General features: G+C 69.3%; 25 protein-coding genes and 1 tRNA gene. 7 read left to right on the top strand and 19 right to left on the bottom strand.

All coding sequences use genetic code 11. The features are described 5' to 3' along the window. Positions 1–7: 7 nt before the first annotated feature. From ABLE43_RS15970 to ABLE43_RS15880, 19 genes are all read right to left on the bottom strand, one after another. Positions 8–187, bottom strand: coding sequence for a hypothetical protein (locus ABLE43_RS15970; RefSeq protein ID WP_348979374.1), 180 nt, complete (start codon positions 185–187; stop codon positions 8–10). Beyond that, the gene (gene murB / locus ABLE43_RS15965; protein ID WP_348979373.1) at positions 184–1068 is read right to left on the bottom strand and encodes a UDP-N-acetylmuramate dehydrogenase; all 885 of its coding nucleotides are present in this window, start codon (positions 1066–1068) and stop codon (positions 184–186) included. The genes ABLE43_RS15970 and murB overlap by 4 nt, the downstream gene beginning before the upstream one ends. Beyond that, complete coding sequence (locus ABLE43_RS15960; protein ID WP_348979372.1) at positions 1065–1259, bottom strand: hypothetical protein; 195 nt, start codon at positions 1257–1259, stop codon at positions 1065–1067. The genes murB and ABLE43_RS15960 overlap by 4 nt, the downstream gene beginning before the upstream one ends. After that, positions 1256–2662, bottom strand: a complete 1407-nt coding sequence (gene murC / locus ABLE43_RS15955; protein WP_348979371.1) for a UDP-N-acetylmuramate--L-alanine ligase — start codon at positions 2660–2662, stop codon at positions 1256–1258. Before murC ends, ABLE43_RS15960 begins: the two co-directional genes overlap by 4 nt. After that, positions 2659–3804: an undecaprenyldiphospho-muramoylpentapeptide beta-N-acetylglucosaminyltransferase gene (gene murG / locus ABLE43_RS15950; protein ID WP_348979370.1), complete on the bottom strand. Its 1146-nt coding sequence runs from the start codon at positions 3802–3804 to the stop codon at positions 2659–2661. Before murG ends, murC begins: the two co-directional genes overlap by 4 nt. Further along, positions 3801–5012 (bottom strand): FtsW/RodA/SpoVE family cell cycle protein, encoded by a 1212-nt coding sequence (locus ABLE43_RS15945; RefSeq protein ID WP_348979369.1) that lies wholly within the window; start codon positions 5010–5012, stop codon positions 3801–3803. Before ABLE43_RS15945 ends, murG begins: the two co-directional genes overlap by 4 nt. After that, on the bottom strand, positions 5009–6379 hold the full coding sequence (murD, locus tag ABLE43_RS15940; protein WP_348979368.1) for a UDP-N-acetylmuramoyl-L-alanine--D-glutamate ligase: 1371 nt from the start codon (positions 6377–6379) through the stop codon (positions 5009–5011). Before murD ends, ABLE43_RS15945 begins: the two co-directional genes overlap by 4 nt. Continuing rightward, positions 6376–7446, bottom strand: a complete 1071-nt coding sequence (mraY, locus tag ABLE43_RS15935; RefSeq protein WP_348979367.1) for a phospho-N-acetylmuramoyl-pentapeptide-transferase — start codon at positions 7444–7446, stop codon at positions 6376–6378. Before mraY ends, murD begins: the two co-directional genes overlap by 4 nt. After that, positions 7446–8819 carry a UDP-N-acetylmuramoyl-tripeptide--D-alanyl-D-alanine ligase gene (locus ABLE43_RS15930; protein ID WP_348979366.1) on the bottom strand — a complete coding sequence of 458 codons (1374 nt, stop codon included), beginning with the start codon at positions 8817–8819 and terminating at the stop codon, positions 7446–7448. The genes mraY and ABLE43_RS15930 overlap by 1 nt, the downstream gene beginning before the upstream one ends. Positions 8820–8943: 124 nt before the next feature. Continuing rightward, positions 8944–10359: a UDP-N-acetylmuramoyl-L-alanyl-D-glutamate--2,6-diaminopimelate ligase gene (locus ABLE43_RS15925; RefSeq protein WP_348979365.1), complete on the bottom strand. Its 1416-nt coding sequence runs from the start codon at positions 10357–10359 to the stop codon at positions 8944–8946. Then, positions 10356–12071, bottom strand: coding sequence for a peptidoglycan D,D-transpeptidase FtsI family protein (locus ABLE43_RS15920; RefSeq protein WP_348979364.1), 1716 nt, complete (start codon positions 12069–12071; stop codon positions 10356–10358). Before ABLE43_RS15920 ends, ABLE43_RS15925 begins: the two co-directional genes overlap by 4 nt. Next, complete coding sequence (locus tag ABLE43_RS15915; protein WP_348979363.1) at positions 12068–12670, bottom strand: hypothetical protein; 603 nt, start codon at positions 12668–12670, stop codon at positions 12068–12070. Before ABLE43_RS15915 ends, ABLE43_RS15920 begins: the two co-directional genes overlap by 4 nt. 6 nt (positions 12671–12676) lie before the next feature. Next, positions 12677–13621 (bottom strand): 16S rRNA (cytosine(1402)-N(4))-methyltransferase RsmH, encoded by a 945-nt coding sequence (rsmH, locus tag ABLE43_RS15910; protein WP_348979362.1) that lies wholly within the window; start codon positions 13619–13621, stop codon positions 12677–12679. Continuing rightward, positions 13618–14088 (bottom strand): division/cell wall cluster transcriptional repressor MraZ, encoded by a 471-nt coding sequence (locus tag ABLE43_RS15905; protein WP_348979361.1) that lies wholly within the window; start codon positions 14086–14088, stop codon positions 13618–13620. The genes rsmH and ABLE43_RS15905 overlap by 4 nt, the downstream gene beginning before the upstream one ends. Positions 14089–14530: 442 nt before the next feature. Beyond that, positions 14531–14812: a hypothetical protein gene (locus ABLE43_RS15900; protein WP_348979360.1), complete on the bottom strand. Its 282-nt coding sequence runs from the start codon at positions 14810–14812 to the stop codon at positions 14531–14533. 12 nt (positions 14813–14824) lie between these two features. Next, positions 14825–15817, bottom strand: coding sequence for a cysteine synthase A (locus ABLE43_RS15895; protein ID WP_348979359.1), 993 nt, complete (start codon positions 15815–15817; stop codon positions 14825–14827). A 163-nt stretch (positions 15818–15980) separates the two neighbouring features. Continuing rightward, positions 15981–16772 (bottom strand): LysR family transcriptional regulator, encoded by a 792-nt coding sequence (locus ABLE43_RS15890; RefSeq protein WP_348979358.1) that lies wholly within the window; start codon positions 16770–16772, stop codon positions 15981–15983. Continuing rightward, positions 16769–17167 carry a Co2+/Mg2+ efflux protein ApaG gene (apaG, locus tag ABLE43_RS15885; RefSeq protein WP_348979420.1) on the bottom strand — a complete coding sequence of 133 codons (399 nt, stop codon included), beginning with the start codon at positions 17165–17167 and terminating at the stop codon, positions 16769–16771. Before apaG ends, ABLE43_RS15890 begins: the two co-directional genes overlap by 4 nt. Further along, the gene (locus ABLE43_RS15880; RefSeq protein WP_348979357.1) at positions 17167–18375 is read right to left on the bottom strand and encodes a trans-sulfuration enzyme family protein; all 1209 of its coding nucleotides are present in this window, start codon (positions 18373–18375) and stop codon (positions 17167–17169) included. Before ABLE43_RS15880 ends, apaG begins: the two co-directional genes overlap by 1 nt. Positions 18376–18455: 80 nt before the next feature. Between ABLE43_RS15880 and recJ the strand changes: the two genes are divergently transcribed. From recJ to ABLE43_RS15845, 7 genes are all read left to right on the top strand, one after another. Beyond that, positions 18456–20219, top strand: a complete 1764-nt coding sequence (recJ, locus tag ABLE43_RS15875; RefSeq protein ID WP_348979356.1) for a single-stranded-DNA-specific exonuclease RecJ — start codon at positions 18456–18458, stop codon at positions 20217–20219. A 68-nt stretch (positions 20220–20287) separates the two neighbouring features. Continuing rightward, a tRNA-Glu gene (locus ABLE43_RS15870) sits at positions 20288–20362 on the top strand. Between the two features lie 96 nt (positions 20363–20458). Further along, a complete protein-coding gene (locus ABLE43_RS15865) occupies positions 20459–22411 on the top strand; it encodes a DUF6538 domain-containing protein (RefSeq protein WP_348979355.1) in 1953 nt (650 codons plus the stop codon). A 93-nt stretch (positions 22412–22504) separates the two neighbouring features. Continuing rightward, positions 22505–22699 (top strand): hypothetical protein, encoded by a 195-nt coding sequence (locus ABLE43_RS15860; protein WP_348979354.1) that lies wholly within the window; start codon positions 22505–22507, stop codon positions 22697–22699. Positions 22700–22744: 45 nt separating this feature from the next. Beyond that, on the top strand, positions 22745–23119 hold the full coding sequence (locus ABLE43_RS15855; RefSeq protein ID WP_348979353.1) for a hypothetical protein: 375 nt from the start codon (positions 22745–22747) through the stop codon (positions 23117–23119). A 297-nt stretch (positions 23120–23416) separates the two neighbouring features. Beyond that, on the top strand, positions 23417–23779 hold the full coding sequence (locus tag ABLE43_RS15850; RefSeq protein WP_348979352.1) for a ribbon-helix-helix domain-containing protein: 363 nt from the start codon (positions 23417–23419) through the stop codon (positions 23777–23779). Then, positions 23776–24480: a relaxase/mobilization nuclease domain-containing protein gene (locus tag ABLE43_RS15845; protein WP_348979351.1), complete on the top strand. Its 705-nt coding sequence runs from the start codon at positions 23776–23778 to the stop codon at positions 24478–24480. Before ABLE43_RS15850 ends, ABLE43_RS15845 begins: the two co-directional genes overlap by 4 nt. Positions 24481–24493 lie beyond the last annotated feature (13 nt).

Raw genomic sequence — 24493 nt, 5'->3', positions numbered from 1 at the left:
GGGTGGGTCACGCGGTCGGTTCCTTTGCTGTCCTGATACATCCGTTCGCTTCGAGCGCAGGGTCGAGCATGTCGAGACCCGAAGTCGAGAAGGCGGTGATGGTGGTACGCGCGTTCTCGACGGGCGCTTCTCGACTTCGCTCGAAGCTGCTCGAACCGAACGGGTGGGGATGGATGCGTCCGTTCACGCCACCCCCACCCGCTGGATTTCCCATTCGAGGGTCACGCCCGAAGCGGCAAGCACCTTGGCCCGGACTTCCTCGCCCAGCGCCTCGATATCGGCGCTGGTGGCCTGGCCGGTGTTGAGCAGGAAGTTGCAATGTTTTTCCGATACCTGCGCGTCGCCCTTGCGAAGGCCCCTGCACCCCGCCGCATCGACCAGCGCCCATGCCTTGTGCCCGTCCGGGTTCTTGAAGGTCGAGCCGCCGGTCTTGCTGCGCAGCGGTTGCGAGGCTTCGCGGGCGGCGGCGATGCGGTCCATCTCGGCCTGGATGGCTTGTGGCTCGCCGGGTTCGCCGCGGAAGGTGGCGGCAACGACGATCGCGCCTGCGGGCAGGTCGCTGTGGCGGTAGCGGTAGTTGAGGTCGGCGCCCGACAGGGTGACGCGGGTGCCGTCGCGCAGCACCACCTCGGCCGATACCAGCACGTCGGCCACCTCGCGGCCATAGGCGCCGCCGTTCATGCGGACGAAGCCGCCGACCGTGCCAGGGATCGAGCGCAGGAACTCGACGCCCGCGATCCCTGCACCGCGCGCGGTGGAGGAGACGAGGATGCCGCTCGCCCCGCCGCCGCAGCTGAGGGTGAGGCCGTCGGCCGCGACCTTCGCGAACGGCTTGCCCAGCCGCACGACGACGCCGGGAACGCCGCCGTCGCGCACGATCAGGTTGGAGCCGAGCCCCAGCCCCATCACCGGCAGCGCGGGATCGAGCGCGCGCAGGAAATCGGACAGGTCGTCGGTATCGGCAGGCTCGAACAGCCACTCGGCATGCCCGCCCGCCTTGAACCAGACGAGCGGGGCGAGCGGTGCGTTCGGGGTCAGCCGCCCCCGGACAGGCGGCAGGCCGGTCATTTTCCGATGCCCCAGAAACGCGCCCAGCCCGTCCATGCCTCCGCCTGTGCATCGGCCACCTGCTTGCCGATCGCCGACAGGTCGCGCGCCTCGGCGCTGTCGAGCAGCTTCTGCGCCGCATCGAGCTGCGCCTGCTGCGCGCGCAGGATTTCGCGCTGCATCTCGACCGCGGTGGAGAACCAGTCGCTCATGCCAACCGCTCCCGGATCGCGGCAGGCAGCCCGGCGGCGATCCTGGTGATGTCGCCCGCGCCGAGACAGACGATCAGGTCGCCGTCCTGCCCCTGTGCCGCCAGCGCATCGGCCAGCGCGTCGCGGTCGGCGGCGACCTGTGCCGAGCGATGGCCGCGCAGGCGGATGCCGTCGACCAGCGCCTCGGCATCGACGCCGGGCACCGGGGCCTCGCCTGCCGCATAGACCGGCAGGACATGGACCGCATCGGCATCGTTGAACGCCTGTGCGAACTCGTCCATCAGCGCGCCCAGCCGGGAATAGCGGTGCGGCTGGACTACCGCGATCACCCGGCCCCCGGTCGCCTCGCGCGCCGCCGAGAGCACCGCGCGGATCTCGACCGGGTGGTGGCCGTAATCGTCGATCACGGTCATGCCCGCGACCTCACCCACCTTGGTGAAGCGGCGCTTGACCCCGCCGAACTTGGCGAAGCCCTGCGCGATCGTCGCATCGTCCAGCCCCAGCTCGACCGCGACCGCGATCGCCGCCAGCGCGTTCTGGACATTGTGACGCCCCGCCATCGGCAGGTGGATGCCGTGGATCGTGCGCGTATTGCCCTCCCGGTCGCGCACCACGCAGTCGAAGCGGTTGCCGTCGCGTCCCGCCGTCACCTCGACGCCGCGAATGTCGGACTGGGCGGAAAAGCCGTAGGTCACGATCCGCCGGTCGCGGATGCGCGGGATCAGCGCCTGCACCTCCGGATGATCGAGGCACAGCACCGCCGCACCGTAGAAGGGCACGTTCTCGATGAACTCGACATAGGCGTCCTTCGCCCGGTCGAAGCTGCCATAATGGTCGAGATGCTCGGGATCGATGTTGGTGACGACCGCGATCGTGCCGTCGAGGCGCAGGAAACTGCCGTCGCTCTCGTCCGCCTCGACCACCATCCAGTCGGAGGCACCCAGCCGCGCGTTCGATCCGTAGCTGTTGATGATCCCGCCGTTGATGACGGTCGGATCGACCCCGCCCGCATCGAGCAGCGCGGCGATCAGCGAGGTCGTCGTCGTCTTGCCGTGCGTGCCCGCCACCGCGACCGTGGATTTGAGGCGCATCAGCTCGGCGAGCATCTCCGCGCGGCGTACCACGGGGATGCGGTTGGCCAAGGCGTGATCGCGCTCCGGGTTGCCCGGCTTGATCGCGGTGGAGGTGACGACCACCGCCACGCCCTCCACATTCTCCGCCCGGTGGCCGATCGCCACCGGGATGCCGCGCGCGCGCAGGCCGTCGATCACATAGCCCTCGGCCACGTCCGACCCCTGCACCTTGTAGCCGAGATTGTGCATCACCTCGGCGATGCCCGACATGCCGATGCCGCCGATGCCGACGAAATGGATCGTGCCGATGTCGGTCGCGACTCCCTTCACGCGAAAGCCTCCCTGGGTTTGCCGGTCCTGGCGGGTTTGCCGATCTTCGCCGGGGGCGAATCGATGCTCTCGACCAGATCGGCGAGGTCGCGCACCGCGAACGGACGGCCGCAGCCGCGCGCGCGCGCCGCCGCATTCTCCAGCGCGGCGGGATCGAGGCCGAGCTTCTGGATCTGCTTGGCGAGTTCGGCGGCGGTGAAGGCCGACTGCTGGATCGCGCGCGCCCCCCCTGCCCCCGTGATCTCGCGGCAGTTGGCGGTCTGGTGATCGTCGGTGGCGGACGGCAGCGGCACGAGGATCGCGGGACGCCCGGCGGCGGTGAGTTCCGCGATGGTCGAGGCTCCGGCGCGCGCGATCACGACATGCGCCCACGCCAGCCGGTCGGGCAGGTCGGGGAGATAGGTCGCGATCTCCGCGGGGATGGCGTGTTCGGCATATTTGGCGCGCACCGCGTCGATATCCTCGATCCGCGCCTGATGCGTCACCTGCATCCGCCGCCGGAACGCGATGGGGAGGAGCGCGAGACCGTCGGGCACGACCTGGCTGAGGATGCTCGCCCCCTGGCTGCCGCCGGTGACGAGCACGCGGAAGATGCCGTCCTCGTCGAGCGGCGGATAGGGACGGTCGCGTAGCGCCAGCACGCTTTCGCGCACCGGATTGCCGACCAGATGCGTCTTGGGGACGTATTTCGCCTTCAGCCGATCGACCTCGGCATAGCTGGTGGCGATGCCGTCGACGCTGCCCGCGACCAGCCGGTTGACCCGGCCCAGCACGGCATTCTGTTCGTGGATGATCGTCGGCACCTTCTGCGCAAAGGCGGCGAGCAGCGCGGGGAGCGCCGGATATCCGCCGAAGCCGATGACGGCGGCGGGGCGGAAGGTCTTGTACAGCTCGATCGCCATCGCGCGCCCGGCCAGCATCTGCCGCCCGGCCTTTGCCCAGCCGATCGGCCCGCCCGCCAGCCGCCCGGCGGGCAGGACATGCGTCTGCACGCCGTCGAACAGGTCGGGAAAGCGCACCCCGCGTTCGTCGCTGACCAGCGCGACGCGGTGGCCGCGCTTCATCAGTTCGGTCGCAAGGGCGGCGGCGGGGACCATGTGGCCGCCGGTACCGCCCGCTGCCAGCACATAATGTTTGCTCATTTCGCTCCGCTCCAGCGCTGCGGCCCATAGGGCGAGCGGGTGAGATACGGGTTCCGGCGGGTGAAAGCGAGCAGCAGGCCCATGGCCGTCGACAGCGCGATCATCGACGACCCGCCATAGGAGATGAACGGCAGCGTCATCCCCTTGGACGGGGCGATGCCGACGTTGACCGCCATGTTGATGAGTGCCTGCGCCCCGAACTGCACCGCCAGCCCTGCGGCGGCGAGCAGCTTGAACGCATCCTCCTCGTCCAGCAGGCGGACGAACACCCGCACCACGATCGCGAGGAAGATCAGCGCGATGATGCCGCACGCGATCAGGCCGAACTCCTCGCCCACCACCGCGAAGATATAGTCGGTATGCGCCTCGGGCAGCTTGAACTTGATCCGCCCGCCGCCCGGACCGGTGCCGGTCATGCCGCCGGCAGTCAGCACGGCATGCGCCATGTCGACCTGATAGCTGTCGGTCGCGGCGCTTTCCGGATCGGGAAACAGGAAGCCGTCGATCCGGACGCGCGCCGTGCCGTAGAAGGTATAGGCGGCGGCGACCAGCCCGATGCCCGCCGCCCCGAGCAGCGCCATCACCCGGATCGGTATCCCGGAGATCAGCAGCAGCGCCGCCCATACCGCACAGAAGATCACCGTCTGCCCGAAATCGGGCTGCAGCATCAGGCAGACCGCGATCCCCGCGGTCAGCGCGCCCGTCACCCACAGCATCGGCAGCTGCGGGTCCTTGGCGCGCAGCGACAGCAGCCATGCGGTCGTCACGATGAACATGGGTTTGAGGAACTCGGACGGCTGGAACTGGCCGATGCCGAGGTTGACCCAGCGCCGCGCGCCGTTCGCCTCCACGCCGACGATGGGCGTGACGGCCAGCACCAGCAGCAGCACCGCGGTGCCGAGCAGGCACAGCCGCCGCGCCAGCGTGACCGGCAGCATCGACACGGCGATCATCACCGGAAAGGCGAGCGCGATCCATGCCGCCTGCCGCCAGAAATACATCATCGGCGGCACGGTCACGTCGCCGCCCGAATAGCGCACGGCGGACGCGGGCGAGGCGGCGGCGACCGCGACGAGGCCGATCGCGATCAGCGTCATCGCGATCAGCAGCAGCACGCGATCGACCTCGCGGAACCATGCCCCGATCGGCGAGCGGGCGCTGCGGCCCTGCAACGTGTCGACGCGCTGGCGGACGCTCGGTGCACTCATCGCAATGCCTCCACGGCGGCGGCGAAGGCGCGACCGCGCGCCTCGTAATCGCTGAACTGGTCGAACGAGGCGCAGGCCGGGGACAGCAGCACCGTGTCGCCCGGCCGGGCCTGCGCGGCGGCGGCGGCGACGGCGGCATCGAGGGTGTTTGCGATCTCTACGGCCATATCGGGGGCGAGCAGCTCGGCAAAGCGTTCGGCGGCGGTACCGATGGTATAGGCGCGCACGACGTTGCCGAAGGCGGGGCGGCATGCCGCGAGGCTGTCGCCCTTCGCCAGTCCGCCGACGATCCAGTGGATGCGGGGAAAGGCGTTGAGCGCAGGCGCGGTCGATTCGGGGTTGGTCGCCTTGCTGTCGTCGACATAGGCGACGCCGCCGACATCGGCGACATGCGCCATGCGGTGCGGGAGCGCGCGGTAGGTCCTGAGCGCGGCGTCGATCGTGGGGCGATCGATCCCCAGCGCCTCGCAGGCGGCGATGGCGGCCAGCGCGTTCTGCGCATTGTGCGGTCCGGCGAGCGCGGGGCCGAAGTCGGGCAGCACATCGGGCACGGCGATGCGGATCGCGCGGCCGCCGAGGGTGTCGGCGATCGCGCGCGACGGGGCGTCGCCCGTGCCGACGATCGCGGCATGCCCTGCCGACTGCATCGCGAACAACCGCGCCTTGGACGCGGCATAGGCGTCGAACCCGGCATAGCGGTCGAGATGGTCGGGGGTGATGTTGAGCAGCACCGCGACGTCGCAGTCGAGGCTCTGCGTCAGGTCGATCTGGTAGCTCGACAGTTCGAGGACATAGACGCCGCCGTCCGGCAGCGGCTCCTGTTCGAGGATCGGCAGCCCGATGTTGCCGCCCATGCGCGTCGGCACGCCTGCCTGCGACAGGATATGGTGGATCAGCGCGGTGGTGGTCGACTTGCCGTTGGTGCCGGTGATGCCGACGACCTTGTGCGGCGGCAGGTCCGCGCGGGCCTGCGCGAAGAGTTCGATGTCGCCGAGGACGGGCACGTCGCCCGCATGCGCGACGATCGGGTGCCGGTTGAGCGGCACGCCGGGCGACACGACCACGCCGTCCAAGCCGGTCAGGTCGATCGAGAGTGGGTCGGCGAGCGTCAGATCCTCCCCGGCACGGGGAGGGGGACCGTCCGCAGGACGGTGGAGGGGGATGTCCGCGGGCGATGACGCTTGGGGAGCATCCCCCTCTCCCCGCAAACGGGGAGACGGAGACATGGCGTCGCGCCTGGCGGCATCGCCGTCCCACGCCACCACGCTCGCCCCGCCCGCCAGCAGCGCGCGCACCGTCGCCGCGCCGGAGCGCGCGAGGCCCAGCACCGCGTACCGCTTGCCTGCCCAGGCGCGCGCGACAATCACCGCAGCTTCAGCGTCGAGAGCCCCGCCAGCGCGAGCACGAACGCGACGATCCAGAAACGGATCACCACGGTCGCCTCCGCCCAGCCGAGCTGCTCGAAATGATGGTGGATCGGGGCCATGCGAAAGATGCGGCGGCCGGTGCGCTTGAACCAGAAGACCTGGATGATGACGCTCAGCGCCTCCACGACGAACAGCCCGCCGATGATGCCGAGCACGATCTCGTGGTGCGACGACACCGCGATGGTGCCGAGCGCCCCGCCCAGCGCAAGACTGCCGGTGTCGCCCATGAATACCGCGGCGGGCGGCGCGTTGTACCACAGGAATCCCAGCCCCGCCCCGACGATCGCCCCGCAGAACAGCGCGAGGTCGCCCGCGCCCGGCACGTGCGGGATGCCGAGATAGGCGGCGAACTTGGCGTTGCCGACCATGTAGACGATCAGCATGAACGCGACCGAGGCGATGATGACCGGCATAGTCGCAAGGCCGTCCAGCCCGTCGGTCAGGTTCACCGCATTGCCGAACGACACGATCGTGAAGGCGGCGAACACGATGTACACCGGCCCCAGATCGATCGCGACGCCGGAGAAGAACGGCACGTACAGCATCGTGCCGGTCTGGCGGATGATGATCCAGCTCGCGATTCCCGCGATCAGGAATTCGAGCAGCAGCCGGGTACGCCCGGAGACGCCCGCCGTGCTCGCCTTGCGCACCTTGTCGTAATCGTCGAGGAAGCCGATCGCCGCGAAACCGAGCGTCACGAACAGGCACGCCCAGACGAACGGATTGGCGAGGTCCATCCACAGCAGCACCGCGATGGCGAGCGAGGTGAGGATCATCAGCCCGCCCATCGTCGGCGTGCCGCGCTTGGCGAGGTGCGTCTGCGGGCCGTCGAGCCGGATCGGCTGGCCCTTGCCCTGGCGCACGCGCAGCCAGCCGATGAACTTCGGCCCGATCAGCAGCCCGATGAACAGCGCGGTCGCCGTCGCCGCGCCGGTGCGGAACGACAGATAGCGAAAGAGGTTCAGAACACCCGGAAAGCCCAGATATTCCGCGATTTCATACAACATCAGCCCTGCCCCGAGAGAGCGGCGACGACCCGCGCCAGCCCCACCCCGTTCGATCCCTTCACCAGCACCGCATCCCCCGGCAGCAACAGGTCGGCAAGGACCCGCGTCGCCTGAGCGGCGTCGGGCACATGGACGGTTTCGATGCGGCCCTCAAGCGCCTTGGCGAGCGGGAGCATCCCCGCGCCCACCAGCACGGCGCGCGAAACGCCCGCTTCGTCGATCGGCACCGCCAGTCCGGCGTGATAGGCATCGGACGCATCGCCCAGCTCGCGCATCTCGCCGAGCACCGCGACGCGGCGGGGCGCGCGCTCGGCGGCGAGCACCTTGAGCGTCGCACGCATCGAGGCGGGGTTGGCGTTGTAGCTCTCGTCGATCAGCAGCGCCTCGCCGCCCGGCACCGCGATCGCGCGCCGTGCGCCGCGTCCGGCCAGTCCCTCCAGATCGGCGAGCGCCAGCCCTGCGACGCCGAGGTCGCCGCCGATCGCATCGACCGCCGCCAGCACCGCCAGCGAATTGGCGACCCAGTGATCGCCCGGCTGGCTGAGCGTGTAGCTCACCTCGCGCTCGCCCACCCGCGCGGTGACGAAGCTGCCGCCGCCCATCACGCGGGCATGTTCCACCGCCTGCACATCCGCCCCGTCGCGCAGGCCGAAGCTGACGATGCGGCCCGCATGTGGCTGTGCCGCCGCGACCAGCGTGCCGTGGTGCGGGCTGTCGAACGGCACGATCGCGGTGCCGCCGGGGGTGAGCCCCTCGAAAATCTCGCCCTTGGCGCGGGCGATCGCGTCCTCGCCGGTGAAGAATTCGGTGTGGGCGGGCGCGATGGTGGTGACGATCGCCACGTCGGGGCGGACCAGCCGGGTCAGTTGCGACAGTTCGCCCGCGTGGTTCATGCCCATCTCGAACACCGCCGCCTGCGTTTGCGCGGGCATGCGGGCGAGGCTCAAGGGCACGCCGGTGTGGTTGTTGTAGCTCTTGACCGAGCGATGGCCGTGGCCGTGGGTGATCCGGTCGAGCGCGGCGAACAGCGCCTCCTTGGTCCCGGTCTTGCCGACCGATCCGGTGACGCCGATCACCCGCGCCGTCGTGCGCGCGCGGGCGGCGTGGGCGAGCAGGTCGAGCGCGGCGGTCGTGTCGTCGACCAGCACGTGCGGGCCGTCGACCGGCTGCGACACCAGCGCGCCCGCCGCCCCTTGCGCGAACGCCTGGGCCACGAAGCGGTGGCCGTCGGTCGCCTCGCCCGAGAGCGCGACGAACAGGTCGCCGGGGCCGACCTCGCGACTGTCGAACGCGATGCCGGTGACCGCGAAGTCGGCGGAGGCGGTGCCGCCGGTCGCGGCGGCGATCGCGGCGGAGGTCCAGAGGGGGGTCATGCGGCCCTCTCCCGCGCCGACCGTACCCCCGCGCAGGCGGGGGTCCAGGGTTGCTCATCACGACCGTTGATGTTCGTGGCTCTGGCCCCCCGCCTGCGCGGGGGTACAACAAGCGTCGGCGCCCTCACCGCGCGCATTCCCGCGCGACCTGCACGTCGTCGAACGGCAGGATCATGTCGCCGACGATCTGCCCCTGCTCATGCCCCTTGCCCGCGATCAGCACGATGTCGCCAGGCAGCGCCATGGCGCAGGCGGCGCGGATCGCCGCGCGCCGGTCGCCGATCTCGGTGGCACCCGGCGCACCTTCGAGCACCTGCGCGCGGATCGCGGCGGGGTCTTCGGTGCGGGGATTGTCGTCGGTGACGATCGCGACGTCGGCCTTGGCCGCCGCCACCTCGCCCATCGGCGCGCGCTTGCCCGTGTCGCGGTCGCCGCCTGCGCCGAACACGACGATCAGCCGCCCCTCCGCATGCGGGCGCAGCGCGGCGATGGCGGCGTCGAGCGCATCGGGGGTATGGGCGTAATCGACATAGACCGGCGCGCCGTTGGCGAGGATCACCGCACGCTCCAGCCGCCCGCGCACCGGCTGCAACCGGGCGAGCCCGGCCAGCGTGGCTTTGAGGTCGCCGCCGGTCGCGAGGACAAGGCCCGCGGCGGTGAGCGCGTTCGCCGCCTGATAGGCGCCGATCAGCGGCAGCTTGACGCTGTGCGTCGCCCCTTCCGCCTCGATCGTCAGCGTCTGCCCCAGCAGGCTCGGCGCGCGACCGGTCAGGCGCAGCGTGTCGCCATGTTCGCCGACGGTGACGAGCGCGTTGCCGCGCACCCGCGCCAGATCGATCACCCGGTCGGCGTGCGGATCGTCGACCCATACCACCGCCGTGCCGTCGTCGGCCAGCACCTCGGCGAACAGCCGCAGCTTGGCGGTCAGATAGCTGGCCATGTCGCCGTGATAGTCGAGATGGTCGCGGCTGAGGTTGGTGAAGGCGGCAGCGCGCACCGGCAGCCCTTCGGTGCGATATTGCGACAGGCCGTGGCTCGACGCCTCGAACGCGAGATGGGTCACGCCCTCGCGCGCGAGGCCCGCCACGTTCGACAGGAAGGTGACGACATCGGGGGTGGTCAGCCCGGTCGTGACCCGTTCGTCGGCGGTGGTCACGCCCAGCGTCCCGATCGACGCGGCGTGATGCCCCTGCATCCGCCACAATTGCCGCACCATCTCGACGGTGCTGGTCTTGCCGTTGGTGCCGGTGACGGCCACGCAGGTCTGGGGGAACGGCGCGAAGAAGGTCGCGGCGGCGCGGGCGAACGCCTCGCGCGGGTCGTCGGCGGCGATGTGCAGCGCGCCCTCCACCACCGCGTCCCGCCGCGCGACCACGGCGATCGCGCCCGATGCAATCGCGGCGGGAATATAGTCCTCGCCGTTCACCCGTGCGCCCCGGAACGCGCCGAAGATCGTGCCCGGCGCGACCTTGCGATGATCGATCGCGAATCCGGTCACGACCGCATCCTCGGTTCCGCCGGTAATCTGTCCCAGTCTCATTCCGCGCCCGCCGCCATCTTCTTGGTGCCCGGCGCATGCCATAGCAGGCTGCGCAGCGACGTCATGTCGAGATCGGCATTGGCATCGGGAATGACGCCGAGCAACGGCCCGGTGCGCGAGATCACCCGGCTGACCACCGGCGCGGCGGTCCATGCCGCCGTGGTGAAGCCGAACGTCTCCTTGGTGCCCTTCGGACTGTCGAGCATCGCGATCACGACATAGCGCGGGCGGTCCATCGGGAAGACGGCGGCGAAGGTCGAGACGTTGACCTTCCGCGAATAGCCGCCACCCGCGCCCACCGTTTCGGCGGTGCCGGTCTTGCCGCCGACGCGGAAGCCGGGGGCCTCGGCCTTCTTGCCGGTGCCGTCGGTGACGATCAGGCGCAGCAGCCCGCGCATCTTGGCGCTGGTCGCCTCCGAAAACACGCGGCGGCCCGCCGGTGCCTGTCCGGGCTTGAGCTTCAGCATGGTCGCCGGACGCCAGATGCCGCCGTTGACCAGCGCGGCATAGGCGCTGGCGAGGTGCAGCGGCGTCACCGCGATGCCGTGACCGTAGGCGGTGGTCATCGTCGTGGTGCGCGCCCAGAAGTGCGGCCAGATCGGACGCGCCTTTTCGAGTTCGATATCCGGCGCGGTGTCGAAATGCAGGTCGCGGAACAGCTTGGCCATGCGGTCCGGCCCCATTTCGTCGGCGATGCGCGCGGTCGCGATGTTCGATGAATGGACCAGCGTCTCAGGGATGTTCAGCCAGCGCTTCTGCGCGTGATCGTCGCGGATGCGAAAACCGCCGATCGCCAGCGGCTGCGTCGCGTCATAGCGCTTGGCGAGCGACGGGGCCACGCCGCTGTCGAGCGCCGCCGCCATCGTCAGCGGCTTGAACGCGGAACCGAGTTCGTAGACGCCCTGCGTCACCGTGTTCATCTGACCGGTATTGGCGGTGACGTGATTGGGGTTGAAGGTGGGCAGCGAAGTCATCGCGATGACTTCCCCGGTGTCGCTGTCGAGCACCACGCCGCCCGCGCCGCGCGCCTGGAACACCGCCATCGCATTGGCGAGTTCGCTCTCCAGCGCCGCCTGTACCCGGAGGTCGAGGCTAAGCGCGACGGCATGGCCGCGCTCCGCCGGATTGGCGAGGCGGGCGTTCAGGAACTTCTCCATGCCGCGCACGCCGCGCCCGTCCATGTCGAGATAGCCCAGCGCATGCGCCGCCATCGCGCTTTGCGGATAGAGCCGCTCGGGCTCGCGGCCGAGCGCGATGCCGGGTTCGCCGAGCGCGTTGACCGCCTCGACCAGCTGTGGCAGCGCGCGGCGCTTGAGATAGACGAAGCCGCGATCGGCGGTCAGCTGGGCATAATAATGCGCCGCGCCCTGTTCGGGCATCAGCTCGGCGAGACGCCCTGCCAGCTCGCGCTTGTCGCCGATCACCTTGTCGGGGCGGACCGCGATCGACCACGCATCAATCGTGCGGGCGAGCGGCGCGCCGTTGCGATCGACCAGATCGCCGCGCAACGGCACCAGCGCCGCCTCCGCCGCGATCGCCGAGCGCGGCTCCGCCACCAGCCCGAGCATCGCGAGACGGGCGAGCACCACCGTCACCCCGGCGGCGAACAGCAGCAGCAGGATCATCAGCCGGTAATGCGCGATCGCGACCATCGAATGGCGCGATCCGTCCGGGCGTTGCTGGTGCAGCGGGGGAGCCACGACGACGATCACCGGAGCGTCGCCTCCTTGCGTGCCGCGCGGCCGAGATCGCCGAGCGTCGTGTCGCTGAGCAAGGTGCGATCGAGCATGGCGACCGCGCGCACCTTCGCGGCACGGGCGCTTGCCGTCGTGACGGGCGCGGCGGGCGCGGGCTTCGCGGGTTCGGCCCTGGCGACGGCGGCGGGCGGTGCCGGTTCGGCCCTGGCGGGGGCGGCGGGGGACGTCACCGGCGCGGCGGCGGGCACCGCGTCGGGAACGGGAACATAGTCCATCGGCGCGGCGGGCACGACATAGGCGAGCGCGATATTGCCCCCTTCGGTCCGGCCCGGCAGCGAGGCGAGCTGATGTTCGCCGCCGACATATTGTTCGGCGCGCGGCGCGGCGAGCGAGAGCACGTCGCCGTTCCACCGTTCGAGCTGCGCCAGATTGGCGCGCGTGTCGAACTCGGTCTCGAGGTCGCGGATCTCCTTGCGCGCCTGCACGATCTGTTTCTCGACCGCCTCGACGCGCGCCCGCTCCGCCGCGCCCTGCGATATGACGAGGTAGAAGGCGGGGGCCATGATGCCCACCGCCACCAATTTGCCCAGTGTCCCGAACCCGAACGTCCCCATCGCACTCTAACTCCCGTTCGAACTCCACGGCGCCGCCGCCGTGCGAATGGCCGCGCGGAGCGTCGCCGAACGCGCGCGCGGATTGATGCTTGTTTCTTCGTCGCCCGGCCGCACCGCCTTGGCAATGCGCTCGAAGGTCGCGTCCGGCCCGGTCGCCACCACCGGGCGGTGGCGCGAACCCGCAGGCATCGCCCCGCCCCGCTCGCGCAGGAACCGCTTCACGATACGGTCCTCGAGGCTGTGGAAGCTCACTACCGACAGCCGCCCGCCGGGGGTGAGCACCCGCTCCGCCGCGTCGAGCCCGGCGGTCAGCTCGCCCAGCTCGTCGTTCAGGTGGATGCGCACCGCCTGGAACGCGCGGGTCGCCGGGTCCTTCTTCTCGTGCGGGCGATGGCCGAGCGCGCGGCGCACCACCGCCGCCAGTTCCCCGGTGCGGCTGAACGGCCGCGCGCCGACGATGAAGCTGGCGACGCGGCGGTGGCGCGGCTCCTCGCCATAGCGGTCGAGCACGTCGGCGATCTCCGCCTCGGACGCCGCGTTCAGCCATTCGGCGGCGGTCGGCCCCTCGCGGCTCATCCGCATGTCGAGCGGACCGTCGTGCTGGAACGAGAAGCCGCGATCGGCCTGGTCGAGCTGCATCGACGACACGCCGATGTCCATCACGACGCCCGAAACCGCTTCGATGCCGCGCGCCGCCAGTTCGTGCGCCATCGCCGAGAACGGCGCCTCGATCAGCGTCAGCCGCTCGCCCGCCTCCGCCAGCAGCGGCTGCGCGGCGGCGTGCGCGGTCGGATCGCGATCGAACGCGATGACCCGCGCCCCGGCGGCGAGCATCGCGCGGGTATAGCCGCCCGCGCCGAACGTCGCGTCGACATGGACCTCGCCCGGCTCGATCGCCAGCGCGGCGACGGCTTCGGCCAGCAGGACCGGGATATGCGGGGCGGCGGTCATTGCAGCCCCTTTTCTTCCATCAGGAACTCGCACAGCTCGCGCGTATCGGCGTCGATGGCTTCGTCCGCGATCAGGGTGAACGGGTCCCAGATGTTGAAGGTATCGCCGCGCCCGTGGAAGAACGCCCATTTGTCGATCTTCGCCCGGCGGCGATAGAAGGTCGGCAGGACGAAGCGGCCCGCGCTGTCGAACGGTGCGGATTCGAGATTGCCGAACGCCTTGCCCGCGACATTGTAGTCGGTGTCGACATCCTCGTCGCTGCCCTGCGGCGCGCGGGCATAGAGGATCTTCGGCCAGTTGACGTCGAACGCGCTGAGGCAGGCATGTTTGGCGTGCCGCTTGACCAGCAGTTCGCGCGCTTCGGCATTGCGCTCCAGCACCGAGCGCAGCTTGGCAGGTACCGCGACGCGACCCTTCGCATCGACCGCCTGAAGCCCATAGCTCAGGTAGAGATCCCTGTCCGACACGTGCCCCTGTCCGGTTGTGCAGGCCACCCCTTCAACAATCCGAACAATACACGCCGGATGTTTGAAAACCCGATCGCAGGACCTGCCCCCTGAAACCGCCTTCGATGTACCAAAATCGCACTTGGGCAACAATGGGCAAAATTGGGTGAAAGTGGGAGAATGCGCCACCATCGCCCGAAAACAGATAAAGTTCTTATTTTGTTCTGGTGTGCGACGGGATATTCTTGCCCGACCGTGCGGGAACACGCCCCACTTGCGGCGCGCCGTGTAGCGGTATTGCGCGGCTCGAATTAATTTTTACGGAGGCGAAACGAACCAGGGATCGATAGGGCCGGTCATGCGTTTTGCGCCGCCCGCGACATACCGCTGGTTCAAAAACCGTGCGGCGGAGATGCCCGCCCGGCGGGTATGTCCGGTGATTCGATGGTGCCGCTTGCCCCGCTCAGCGGGACGGTGCGGGTGCCGTGCCGTTGCCGGGCGTCAGGCCGGGCGATACGCCCAGTTCGGCGAGCGGTTCATCGGGGTTGGCCGGGGCCGCGACGGTGTTTCCGGCGCCCGACGCGCCGTCGTTCTGCAACGTCACATCCTCGCCGATCGGGGTTTCGTCGATCGCCGACCGGAACAGCGCGCTGGCCAGCACGATGAGCAGCACGACCAGGATCAGCCCGGTCGCGCCGACGCGCAGGCGCTGCATGATCTGGGACGGGTCGGTTCGTGGCACCATCGCGGCGAATGCCTACGCGGTCGTACCGCCGCTGTCGACCGCCAACCCCTTCGCCGCCAGCCATTCGGGATTGTACAGCGTCGAGAGATAGCGAAAGCCCGTGTCGCACAGGATCGTCGCGACCCGGCTGCCCGGCCCCAACTGCCGCGCCAGCGCCACCGCACCGCCCACGTTGATCCCCGACGACAGGCCGAGGCACAGCCCCTCCTCCGCGAGCAACCGGCGGACCCAGACCATGCCTTCGGCGTCCGAGATGCGGAACTGGGTGTCGATCGGCGCGCCCTCCAGATTGGCGGTGATGCGGCCCTGCCCGATCCCTTCGGCGACCGACGACCCTTCCGATCGCAACTCGCCGTGCGCGTAATAGTCGTACAGTGCCGCGCCGTGCGGGTCGGTCAGCGCGATACGGATGCGTTCGTCCTTTTCCTTGAGGCCGAGGCCGACCCCGGCAAGCGTGCCGCCGGTGCCCGCCGCGCAGGTGAAGCCGTCGATCCGCCCGTCCATCTGCGCCCAGATCTCCGGCGCGGTGCCGACGATGTGTGCGCGACGGTTGGCGATATTGTCGAACTGGTTGGCCCAGATCGCGTTCGGCGTCTCCTCCGCGATCCGCCTGCTGGTGTGGACGAAATGGCCGGGGTTGGAATAGGGCGCGGCGGGCACCAGCACCAGCTCGGCCCCGAGCGCGCGCAGCGTGTCCATCTTCTCGCGGCTCTGCGTCTCGGGCATGACGATGATCGTCCGATACCCCTTGGCATTGGCGACGAGCGCGAGGCCGATGCCGGTGTTGCCCGCCGTCCCCTCGACGATCGTGCCGCCCGGCCGGATGGCCCCGCGCGCCTCGGCATCCTCGACGATGAACAGCGCGGCGCGGTCCTTCACGCTGGCGCCGGGATTGGCGAATTCGCACTTGGCGAAGATCTCGGCACCCGCCGCCTCGCTCGGCCCCTTCAGCCGGACGAGGGGCGTGTTGCCGATCAGGGCGAGCGTGTCGGAGGCGGTGTGCATAGGCTCCAGATGGCGCAGGCGGTGCCGCTCGGCAAGGCGAGGGCGTGGTAGAATGGGTTGGTCGGGCGCAACGGGGGCTATGCGCTGCTCCCCTCGCCGGAAGGGAGGGGTCGGGGGTGGGTTGGCCCGAGAGGGATCGCCACGCCCGCGCCGCGTCCGCCCGCTACCCCGCCAGCGCGTCGACCAGCGCCTTGACCTTCGCCTGTCGCCATTGCGGCAGCGGGGCGACCAGCCAGTATCCCTGTCGCCCGATGCGGGGTTCGCCGATCACGACCACCCGACCCGCGGCGATATCGTCGCGCGCGAGCAGTTCGGGGACGGTCGCCCGGCCCAGCCCCGCCGCCGCGGCATCGATCGCGAGACCCGCGTCCGCCACGCGGACCAGCGCCGAGGCGTCTTCCGACAGGCAGCCCGCCCAGCCGATCTTCGTATCCGCCCCGCCGCCGGGACGCTCAATCGTGACCATGCCGTCCGATTCCAGCGCCTCGCCCTCATGCGCGCCCGGCCCCTCGCCCCAGCGGATCGCGAGGTCGAGGTTCGCTTCGGTGAAGTCGACCGCATCGTCCGCCGCGACCAGCGCGAAGCGCAGTTCGCCGTCCGCAGCGGCGATGCGCGACAGGCGCGGGAGCAGCCATTTCTGCGTCACGTCGCGCGGGGCGGCGATGGTGAGCGACTTGGACGACTGCCCCGCCTGCATCGCGCGCACCGCTTCCTCGAATTGCAGGAAGCCGCCGCGCAGCGCGGCGAGGCCCGCCTCGCCCTCCGGCGTCAGTTCGAGGCCGCGGGTGGTGCGGCGGAACAGCACGACGCCCAGCGTATCCTCCAGCGCGCGCACCTGCTGCCCCACGGCGGCGGGCGTCACCGCCAGCTCGTCGGCGGCGCGGGTGAACGACAGGTGGCGCGCGGCGGCATCGAGCACGCGCAGCCCGTTCAGCGGCAGGTGCGTCCGCTTCATGCGCCGACCGCCGGGGCCAGCAGGGCGAACCGCGGGATCGCCACGTCGAAGGTCGTGCCGTCGTCGGCCAGCATGTGATAGCTCCCCTGCATCGCGCCGGTCGGCGTGGTCAGCGGACAGCCCGACACATAGTCGAAGCTGCCCTCGGGCTCGATCACCGGCTGTTCGCCGATGACGCCCTCGCCCTCCACGCTATGCCGCTCGCCGCGCCCGTCGGTGATGATCCAGTGGCGGGTGAGCAGCTGCACCGTCCGGTCCGATCCGTTCTCGATCCGGATGTGATAGGCCCAGAACCAGCGCCCCGCCTGCGGCTGCGACTGTTCGGGCAGATAGGTGGCCGATACCCGCACGGCGATACCGGCGGTCGTCGCCTCGTGCGGGAACAGCGCCTTCATCATAGCGATACCGCCCTGAGTGCCTGGTCGAGATCGGCGATCAGGTCGGCGGGGTCTTCCAGCCCGACGTTGATGCGGATCATGCCTTCGTCGATGCCCATCTCCAGCCGCTTCTCCTCGGTGACGCCCGAATGGGTGGTCGAGGCGGGATGCGTCATCAGCGAACGTGAATCGCCGATGTTGTTCGAGATGTCGATCAGTTGCAGCGCGTTGAGCAGCCCGTGCGCCTGCGCGCGCCCGCCGTCGACGTGGAAGGAGAAGATCGGCCCGGCCTTCTTCATCTGGCGCATCGCAAGGTCGTGCTGCGGATGACTCGGCAGGCCGGGGAAGTTGATCCGGGGCACGCGGCCCTCAAGGAAGCGGCCGACCTCCAGCGCATTGTCCGACTGGCGCATGACGCGCAGGTCGAGCGTCTCCAGACCTTTGAGTACCACCCATGCGTTGAATGCGCTCAGCGTCGGCCCGGTGTTGCGGGTGAAGGGCAGCAGCACGTCGTTGATGAACGCGGACGTGCCGCACACCGCGCCCGCCAGCACGCGCCCCTGCCCTTCCATCAGCTTGGTCGCGCTATAGGCCACCACGTCCGCGCCGAAGTCCATCGGGCGTTGCAGCGCGGGGCTGGCGAAGGCGTTATCGACCACCGTGACGATGCCGCGTTCGCGCGCGGCGGCGCAGATCGCGGTCAGGTCCGCCACGTCCATCGTCGGGTTGGCGGGCGTCTCGAAGAACCAGACCTTCGTGTTGGGGCGGCTGGCATCGATGAACGCCTGCGTATCGCGCGCGTCGACCACGGTCGTGGCGATCCCGAACTTCGGCAGCAGCGTGTCGGTCAGCCAGCGGCACGAACCGAACGCGGCGCGCCCGCCGACGAGGTGATCGCCCGCCGACAGCTGGCTGAGCAGCGCGGCGGTCATCGCCGCCATGCCGCTCGCCATCGTCCGGCACGCTTCCGCCCCCTCCAGCAGGGCGATGCGCTCCTCCAGCATCTCGACGGTCGGGTTCTGGAGCCGCGAGTAGGTCATGCCGACCTGTTCGCCCGCGAAGCGCGCCGCCGCGTCGCCCGCGCAGTCATAGGCATAGCCCGAGGTGAGGAACAGCGCTTCCGACGTCTCGCCATATTCGCTGCGCGCGGTGCCGCCGCGCACGGCCTGCGTTGCGGGACGCCAGTTGGCGGTGATGCTGCGGTCTTGTCCGGTCTTGCGCTTCATGGGGACTGCCTTTGCGCCCTTGGCACGCGGATTTCCAGAGGGGAGATGACATCGCGCACCCTCGGGCATAGAGGGAGGCGATGCGTCCCGTTCTCGATGTACATCGCTCGATCCTCGGCCAACCATGGCGCTGGCGCGGGCTGGCGGGGGATGTGGCCGACGAGGGGTTCGTCGCCGACGATCTCGTCACCCGCATCCTGCTGGCGCGCGGCTGCCCGCGCGAGGCGCTCGACGCGCACAAGGCGCCCAGCATCCGCGGCTTCATGCCCGACCCGTCGATCTTCCGCGACATGGACCGGGCGGCAGGCCGCCTTGCCGATGCGGTGATCGCGGGCGAGGCGGTGGCGGTGTTCGGCGATTACGATGTGGACGGCGCGACCTCTGCGGCGCTGCTCGTGCGGCTGCTGCGCGATCTCGGCCTGTCACCCCGTGCCTATATCCCCGACCGGCAGCGGGAAGGCTATGGCCCGACCGCGGGCGCGCTGCTGCGGTTGCAGGCGGAGGGCGCGTCGCTGATCGTGACCGTCGACTGCGGCGCGCAGGCGTTCGACGCGCTCGCCGCCGCGCGCGATGCGGGGATCGAGGTGCTGGTGGTCGATCACCACCAGTGCACGACGCAGCTTCCCGCCGCGGTGGCGGTGGTGAACCCCAACCGGCTCGACGAGGGCGAAGGTGCTGCGCACGGGCATCTGGCGGCGGTGGGCGTGGCGTTCCTGCTCGGTGCGGCGCTGCTGCGGACGCTGCGCGCGCGCGGGTTCTTCGAGGGCCGCGCGGAGCCGAAGCTGCTCGACCTGCTCGATCTGGTGGCGCTGGGCACCGTCGCTGACGTGGCGCAGCTGCGCGGGCTGAACCGGGCGTTCGTCGCGCAGGGGCTGAAGGTCATGGCGAAGCGGCAGAACATCGGCATCGCCGCGCTGATCGAGGCGTCGCGGTTGACCCGCGCGCCGACCGCTACCGACCTGGGCTTCGCGCTCGGGCCGCGGATCAACGCAGGCGGGCGGGTCGGCAGGTCGGACCTCGGCGTCCGGCTGCTCACCACCGACGATCCGGGCGAGGCGCGGGCGCTGGCGGTCGAACTCGACCGGCTGAACGACGAACGCCGCGCGATCGAGGGCGACGTGCAGCTGTCCGCCGACCTGCTGGCGAGCGGGCAGGAGGCGCGCGGCTGCGTGGTCGTCGCGGCGCGCGGCTGGCATCCCGGCGTCATCGGCATCGTCGCCGGGCGGATGAAGGAAAGGCTGGGCCGCCCCGTGCTCGTCATCGCGATCGACGAGCACGGCACGGGCAAGGGATCGGCGCGCTCGATCCCCGGCGTCGACATCGGCGCGGCGATCCTGTCGGCGAAGGAACTGGGGCTGATCGCGGCGGGCGGCGGCCATGCCGCGGCAGGCGGGGTGACGGTGGCGGAGGGTGCGATCCCGGCGCTGGCCGATTTCCTCCACGACCGCCTGTCCGCCGCCGTCGAGCGCGCGCGCGAGGACCGGGCGCTGCTGCTCGATGCGGTGCTGAGCCCCGGTGGGGTCAACCCGCTGCTCGTCGACGCGCTGGCGGCGGGCGGGCCGTACGGCATGGGCTGGCCGCAGCCGCGCGTGGCGGCGGGGCCGGTGCGGATCGTCAAGTGCGACGTGGTCGGCAACGGCCATGTCCGCGCGATCGTGACCGGCGACGACGGGCGTGGGTTCAAGGGCGTGGCGTTCCGCGCGGCGGACACCGACCTCGGCCGTGCGCTGCTCGGCGCGCCGTCGCACCGGCGGCTGTGGCTGGCGGGCCGCGCCAGGCTCGACGACTGGGGCAGCCGCCCCGCGGCGGAACTGCACATCGACGACCTCGCCTGGGCCGATTGATGCGGCCTGCGCGATTTTCCTGTTGACCGATCGCCCGCCCTCGCCTAACCGGCCGTCCACGCCTTCACGGCCCCTTCGTCTAGCGGTTAGGACGCGGCCCTTTCACGGCTGAAACACGGGTTCGATTCCCGTAGGGGTCACCATCCTCCCTAAAGGTGAGGAATTCGGCGGAATTCGCGAAAATCAACGCTTCAGCAAGCGCCCGGTGCTACAAATGGGTGCTACAAATGGGGCGTCGGATGTCGCATTCCGTGAAGCTGGCAAAATCCAAGAACGAGCAGTTCCGCATGGCGGTGCCGCGTGACATCCGGCATCTCGTCGGCAAGAGTGAATGGACCGCGAGCCTCGGCACGACCGACCCGGTCGCGGCCGCCGCGAGGCGCGGCGAACTCACCGCCTTCTGCAAGAATGAGGTGCTGCGGCTTCGTGGGCAATTGGCTCAGAAGCCGGTCAATGACGCGCTGCGCTTGCTCGACCGAGGCTTCGAGCGGCTCGCGACCATCCGCGGTTCGATGGACAAAGCGATCGCGGAGCAGCTCGCCCTGCTCGCCTCGACGGTGATCGACTCCTGGTTGCCCGCCGACCAGCTTGGTAACCCTCAGGATTGGGGCGGCATGACCGTATGGGAAGCGCCCGGCGATCCCGAACCTGTTCCCTCGATCGATACGGAGCCGGAGCGCGAGATTTTCCGGGTTCGGGCGGCGCTACTCGAAGGCACCGGCAAAACCGATGGTATTCTGTATCGCCGTCTCGCCGCGCTGCTGCTCGAACGCCGCGTCTTCAAGCCGATCCGGTTCGCGGTCAGCTACATGACGTCGATCGAGCCGAAGCTAAAGCTCGACCGCGACGACGTGTACGAGGCTGTCGCTTCGGCTTATCTCGATCGGCTGGCCGGACATCATTTCACGAGTTGGCCGGCACGCGCCGAGGCTGCGGTCGAGCCGATCCTGTCGATCCCTTCTCCAACTGGCGCTGCCGGGGTGCCAGACAACGCAGCCACGCCGAACCCAACCACCGGGCTTTGGGCAATGCCGCTCAGCGACGCGCTCGGCTATTGGAAGCAGCACCGGATACCGAGGCCATCGGCGATCAGCGCGGCCACCAAGTCGGTGCTGAACTTCATCGACATGTTCGGCGACATCGCCATAGGCCGCATCACGCGCGAGATCATGATCGAATATCGTAACCTCGTCTCCGACCTTCCGCCGCAGACCGAATTGACGAAGGTCCGCGGTTCGGGCCGCACGCTCCGCCAGCTTGCGGAAACAACACGAGAGGCGCGCCAGCGCTGGGATGATGGTGATCGGGGGATGCCGTTTCCGGATCGCCTCGCGCCGGGATCGATCAAGAAGGACGTCAGCGCGATCGGGTGGATCCTCGGCAAGATCAAGGCCGACGCCCGTCGCGGCGTGAATGTCGCGGAAAAGATCGAGATCGCCGGCTATTCGAAGACAAAGAAGGGACAGAAGACGCCGCGCCTCCCATTCACCCCGGACATGATGCAGACCCTGTTCGACTCGCCGCTGTTCACCGGCTGCGCCGGTCACGGGGATGCCCAGCGTGCCAAGCCGGGCCTCCATGTCTACCAGGACGAACTCTACTGGAGCTTCCTGTTCGGTGCGGTGGGCGGCCCTCGCCTCGGCGAAATCGGTCAGATCGCGCTAAGCGATGTAAAGGACGTCGATCTCGATCGGACCTTCGGCGGCGACTTTACGGGACGCTGCACTTTCATCCACATCACCGGCACGGGCGAAGGTCAGCACGTCAAGACCGACGTGTCGGAGCGCTATGTGGTCATCCGTGATCGGCTGATCGAATTGGGCTTCCGCGACTATGTCGAGCAGCGTCGCCGCGCCGGCAAGACGAGGCTGTTCGATCTCGAGCCCGACAGAAACGGCAATTTCGTGAAGCGATTGAGCCGGCGATCGAACGACTATCTCGATCGGGTCGTCACCAAGGATCCGCGTTACGTCTTTCACTCGACCCGCCACGAGTTCACGGACCGCGCGGAGCTCAGCGGCATGCCGACACGAGTAGCCAATTCGATCAAGGGTCATGCGAACCAGAACGAGGGCGACAAATACGGTCAGGTGACGATCCGGAACCAATATGTCTTTCTGAAGAACCTGCAGCTGGATTTCATCGACTGGGACCGCCTGAAGCTGGCGAAGGCGTCATCGCCAACAGGATAAGTGCGCCGACCAGGATTTCCGATTGCGCCGCGCTTGCTCGCCGTTTCTAAATGTCGCTTGTCAAAGTTCCCGCAACGTTCCATCTTATTGAGTATGAGCGCGATCCTGAACGTGTTGCGAGAACTGGTCGCCCGGCTGACGGGCGAATTTCTCGTGCTGTTCGAGACGATCGTGCCGGTCATCGACGCCGTTCCGGCGCGAGCCTATCCGATGCACGAGGCCGTTCGCGCTGCGCGTCCGGTCCGCGCCTTCCGCCACCATCCGCCGCAGGCCTGGGCCGCTCCGTAATCCTCGGGTTCGACACGAACCCGTTGCGATCATGGAGAAGCTACAATGTCCGATACTCAGTTCGACCCCGACACCGCCGGGGTGGTCGACCCGCATAAATCGGTGATCGACGAAGCCCGCGCGCTCGGACGCGCGATGGCGCAGGAGAACAAGCGCCCCTCGCCGCTCGACATCGCGCGCGCCTTCGCGGAGGGCTTCGGCTCCGATCCCGTGAATGTGAAGACGCTCCTCGCGGATCCGCGGTTCCAGCCGTACCGCGATCGCCACGGCGTCCGCGAGAAGCACCTGCGTGATGCGTTGCGTGCGATCCGCGATGCAGAGCGCCAGGCCGACCGCGCGAAGAGCGGGATCGTAGTGCCGAGGCGACGGCGCCGTTCGGAGGTCAAAGCCCGGCCCGACCAGGGAGCGCCGGTCGCCTAGCCGACGCATTCGGCGGCGTGATCGTCACGACCGATCCGCCGCCAATCCGCCTTGATCATGCAACAGCGTGCGGTGACGCTTCGACGTCGCCGCCCGCGAAGAAGCGGCAGAACGGAAAGAAGGAAGTGGGTAGCGAGGGCTGACTTGCGAATACCGCGCCCCCTGCGGGGCGCGGGCCACATCGCTCTGGCGCTGACGCTTTGTCGCTTGATGTGGCGTCGCAAGTCGAAAGGTCCCTCGGCAGGGGACGGCTCCCCTGCACCCCACCAGCCGCCTTCGGCCGCGAAGGAGGAAATCATGCCAGGACAGCGCGGCAGCAACCAACGCCAGCGGAACCGCATGTTCACGATGCGGCTCGACGACGCCGAATGGGTGCATCTCAAGAAGATCGCCCACCATTCGGGCGTGTCCCGCGCGGACGTGATCCGACGCATGCTCGCGCACGATCACAGCCACATCGTGCCTTCACGCGCACTGACCGAAGCGATCACGCGTATCGGCCAGAACGTGAACCAGATCACGAAGGCGCTCCACCAGATCGGCATGAACGGCAGCTCCGGCACGAACACTACGGCGATGCTGGTCGAACAGCATGGGCGCTTGCAGACAGTCGTCAGCGAACTGGTCCAGATCCGCCGCGAGATGGAGCGCTGGCGGTGATCCCGACCGTCCACGCCGGCAACGACTTCGGGGGCCTGCTCGACTATCTGCAGAAGCCGGGTCACAGCCTGCTGGAGCCGCTTGACCTGCCCGTTGATCAGAAGGTCGAGCAGATGAAGATGGTGGCCGAGCTGAGCGCGCGATGCACCAGGCCGGTCAAGCACCTCACCTTTTCGGCCGCCCGCGAAGACGGTCGGCTGGATAATACGACCTGGCTGAAGCTGGTAGACGAAGCCGAACGGGAACTCGGCTTGGAGGGGCATTTGCGGATCATCGTCCGTCATACCGACAAGGGCTACGACCACATCCATTCGTTCTGGCGCACGGTCAGCGCTGCCACCGGTCACATCCCGCCGAAGCGCTGGTTTCGCATCGCCAACAGCGAGCATCTGCCCGAGGTCGGCCCCCGCGCGCTAACGGATCAGCAGGCGGCCAGCCTGCCGTCGCAGGCGCGCAAGCGCAAATCCTATGACGCTCACGCGCTCACGCGGCTCCAGCATCTGTGCCGCGACTTCGAGCGCCGGCACGGGCTGCGCGAACTTGCCTCGCCTGCCCAAGCCAAGGCGGCGCGCAAGGCGGGAACGGGAAAGATGTCAATCGGCGTCCAAAAAGGACCCCCTATCGGCGTGCAAAAGGGACCCCCTTCGTCAAGCAGCGTGACGGGTATGACGGGCGCACCGTTCGCGCTGGTTGCGGCGTAGGGCGGGCGTAGCC

The sequence above is a fragment of the Sphingomonas silueang genome (genome assembly GCF_040049155.1).
GTDB lineage: Bacteria > Pseudomonadota > Alphaproteobacteria > Sphingomonadales > Sphingomonadaceae > Sphingomonas > Sphingomonas silueang.
The sequence above is the reverse complement of the archived record's forward strand: the minus strand, read 5'-3'. Positions and strand labels throughout refer to the sequence as shown.

Bases quoted from the DNA above. Each gene is read 5' to 3' on its own strand.
- ABLE43_RS15930 (WP_348979366.1), bottom strand. From the start codon at position 8,819: ATGACCCCCCTCTGGACCTCCGCCGCGATCGCCGCCGCGACCGGCGGC.
- murG (WP_348979370.1), bottom strand. From the start codon at position 3,804: ATGAGCAAACATTATGTGCTGGCAGCGGGCGGTACCGGCGGCCACATG.
- ABLE43_RS15850 (WP_348979352.1), top strand. From the start codon at position 23,417: ATGCCAGGACAGCGCGGCAGCAACCAACGCCAGCGGAACCGCATGTTC.
- recJ (WP_348979356.1), top strand. From the start codon at position 18,456: ATGCGTCCCGTTCTCGATGTACATCGCTCGATCCTCGGCCAACCATGG.
- apaG (WP_348979420.1), bottom strand. From the start codon at position 17,167: ATGAAGGCGCTGTTCCCGCACGAGGCGACGACCGCCGGTATCGCCGTG.
- ABLE43_RS15860 (WP_348979354.1), top strand. From the start codon at position 22,505: ATGAGCGCGATCCTGAACGTGTTGCGAGAACTGGTCGCCCGGCTGACG.
- ABLE43_RS15960 (WP_348979372.1), bottom strand. From the start codon at position 1,259: ATGAGCGACTGGTTCTCCACCGCGGTCGAGATGCAGCGCGAAATCCTG.
- ABLE43_RS15865 (WP_348979355.1), top strand. From the start codon at position 20,459: ATGTCGCATTCCGTGAAGCTGGCAAAATCCAAGAACGAGCAGTTCCGC.
- ABLE43_RS15855 (WP_348979353.1), top strand. From the start codon at position 22,745: ATGTCCGATACTCAGTTCGACCCCGACACCGCCGGGGTGGTCGACCCG.
- ABLE43_RS15915 (WP_348979363.1), bottom strand. From the start codon at position 12,670: ATGGGGACGTTCGGGTTCGGGACACTGGGCAAATTGGTGGCGGTGGGC.
- ABLE43_RS15895 (WP_348979359.1), bottom strand. From the start codon at position 15,817: ATGCACACCGCCTCCGACACGCTCGCCCTGATCGGCAACACGCCCCTC.
- murB (WP_348979373.1), bottom strand. From the start codon at position 1,068: ATGACCGGCCTGCCGCCTGTCCGGGGGCGGCTGACCCCGAACGCACCG.
- ABLE43_RS15925 (WP_348979365.1), bottom strand. From the start codon at position 10,359: ATGAGACTGGGACAGATTACCGGCGGAACCGAGGATGCGGTCGTGACC.
- ABLE43_RS15900 (WP_348979360.1), bottom strand. From the start codon at position 14,812: ATGGTGCCACGAACCGACCCGTCCCAGATCATGCAGCGCCTGCGCGTC.
- ABLE43_RS15945 (WP_348979369.1), bottom strand. From the start codon at position 5,012: ATGAGTGCACCGAGCGTCCGCCAGCGCGTCGACACGTTGCAGGGCCGC.
- mraY (WP_348979367.1), bottom strand. From the start codon at position 7,446: ATGTTGTATGAAATCGCGGAATATCTGGGCTTTCCGGGTGTTCTGAAC.
- rsmH (WP_348979362.1), bottom strand. From the start codon at position 13,621: ATGACCGCCGCCCCGCATATCCCGGTCCTGCTGGCCGAAGCCGTCGCC.
- ABLE43_RS15880 (WP_348979357.1), bottom strand. From the start codon at position 18,375: ATGAAGCGCAAGACCGGACAAGACCGCAGCATCACCGCCAACTGGCGT.
- ABLE43_RS15890 (WP_348979358.1), bottom strand. From the start codon at position 16,772: ATGAAGCGGACGCACCTGCCGCTGAACGGGCTGCGCGTGCTCGATGCC.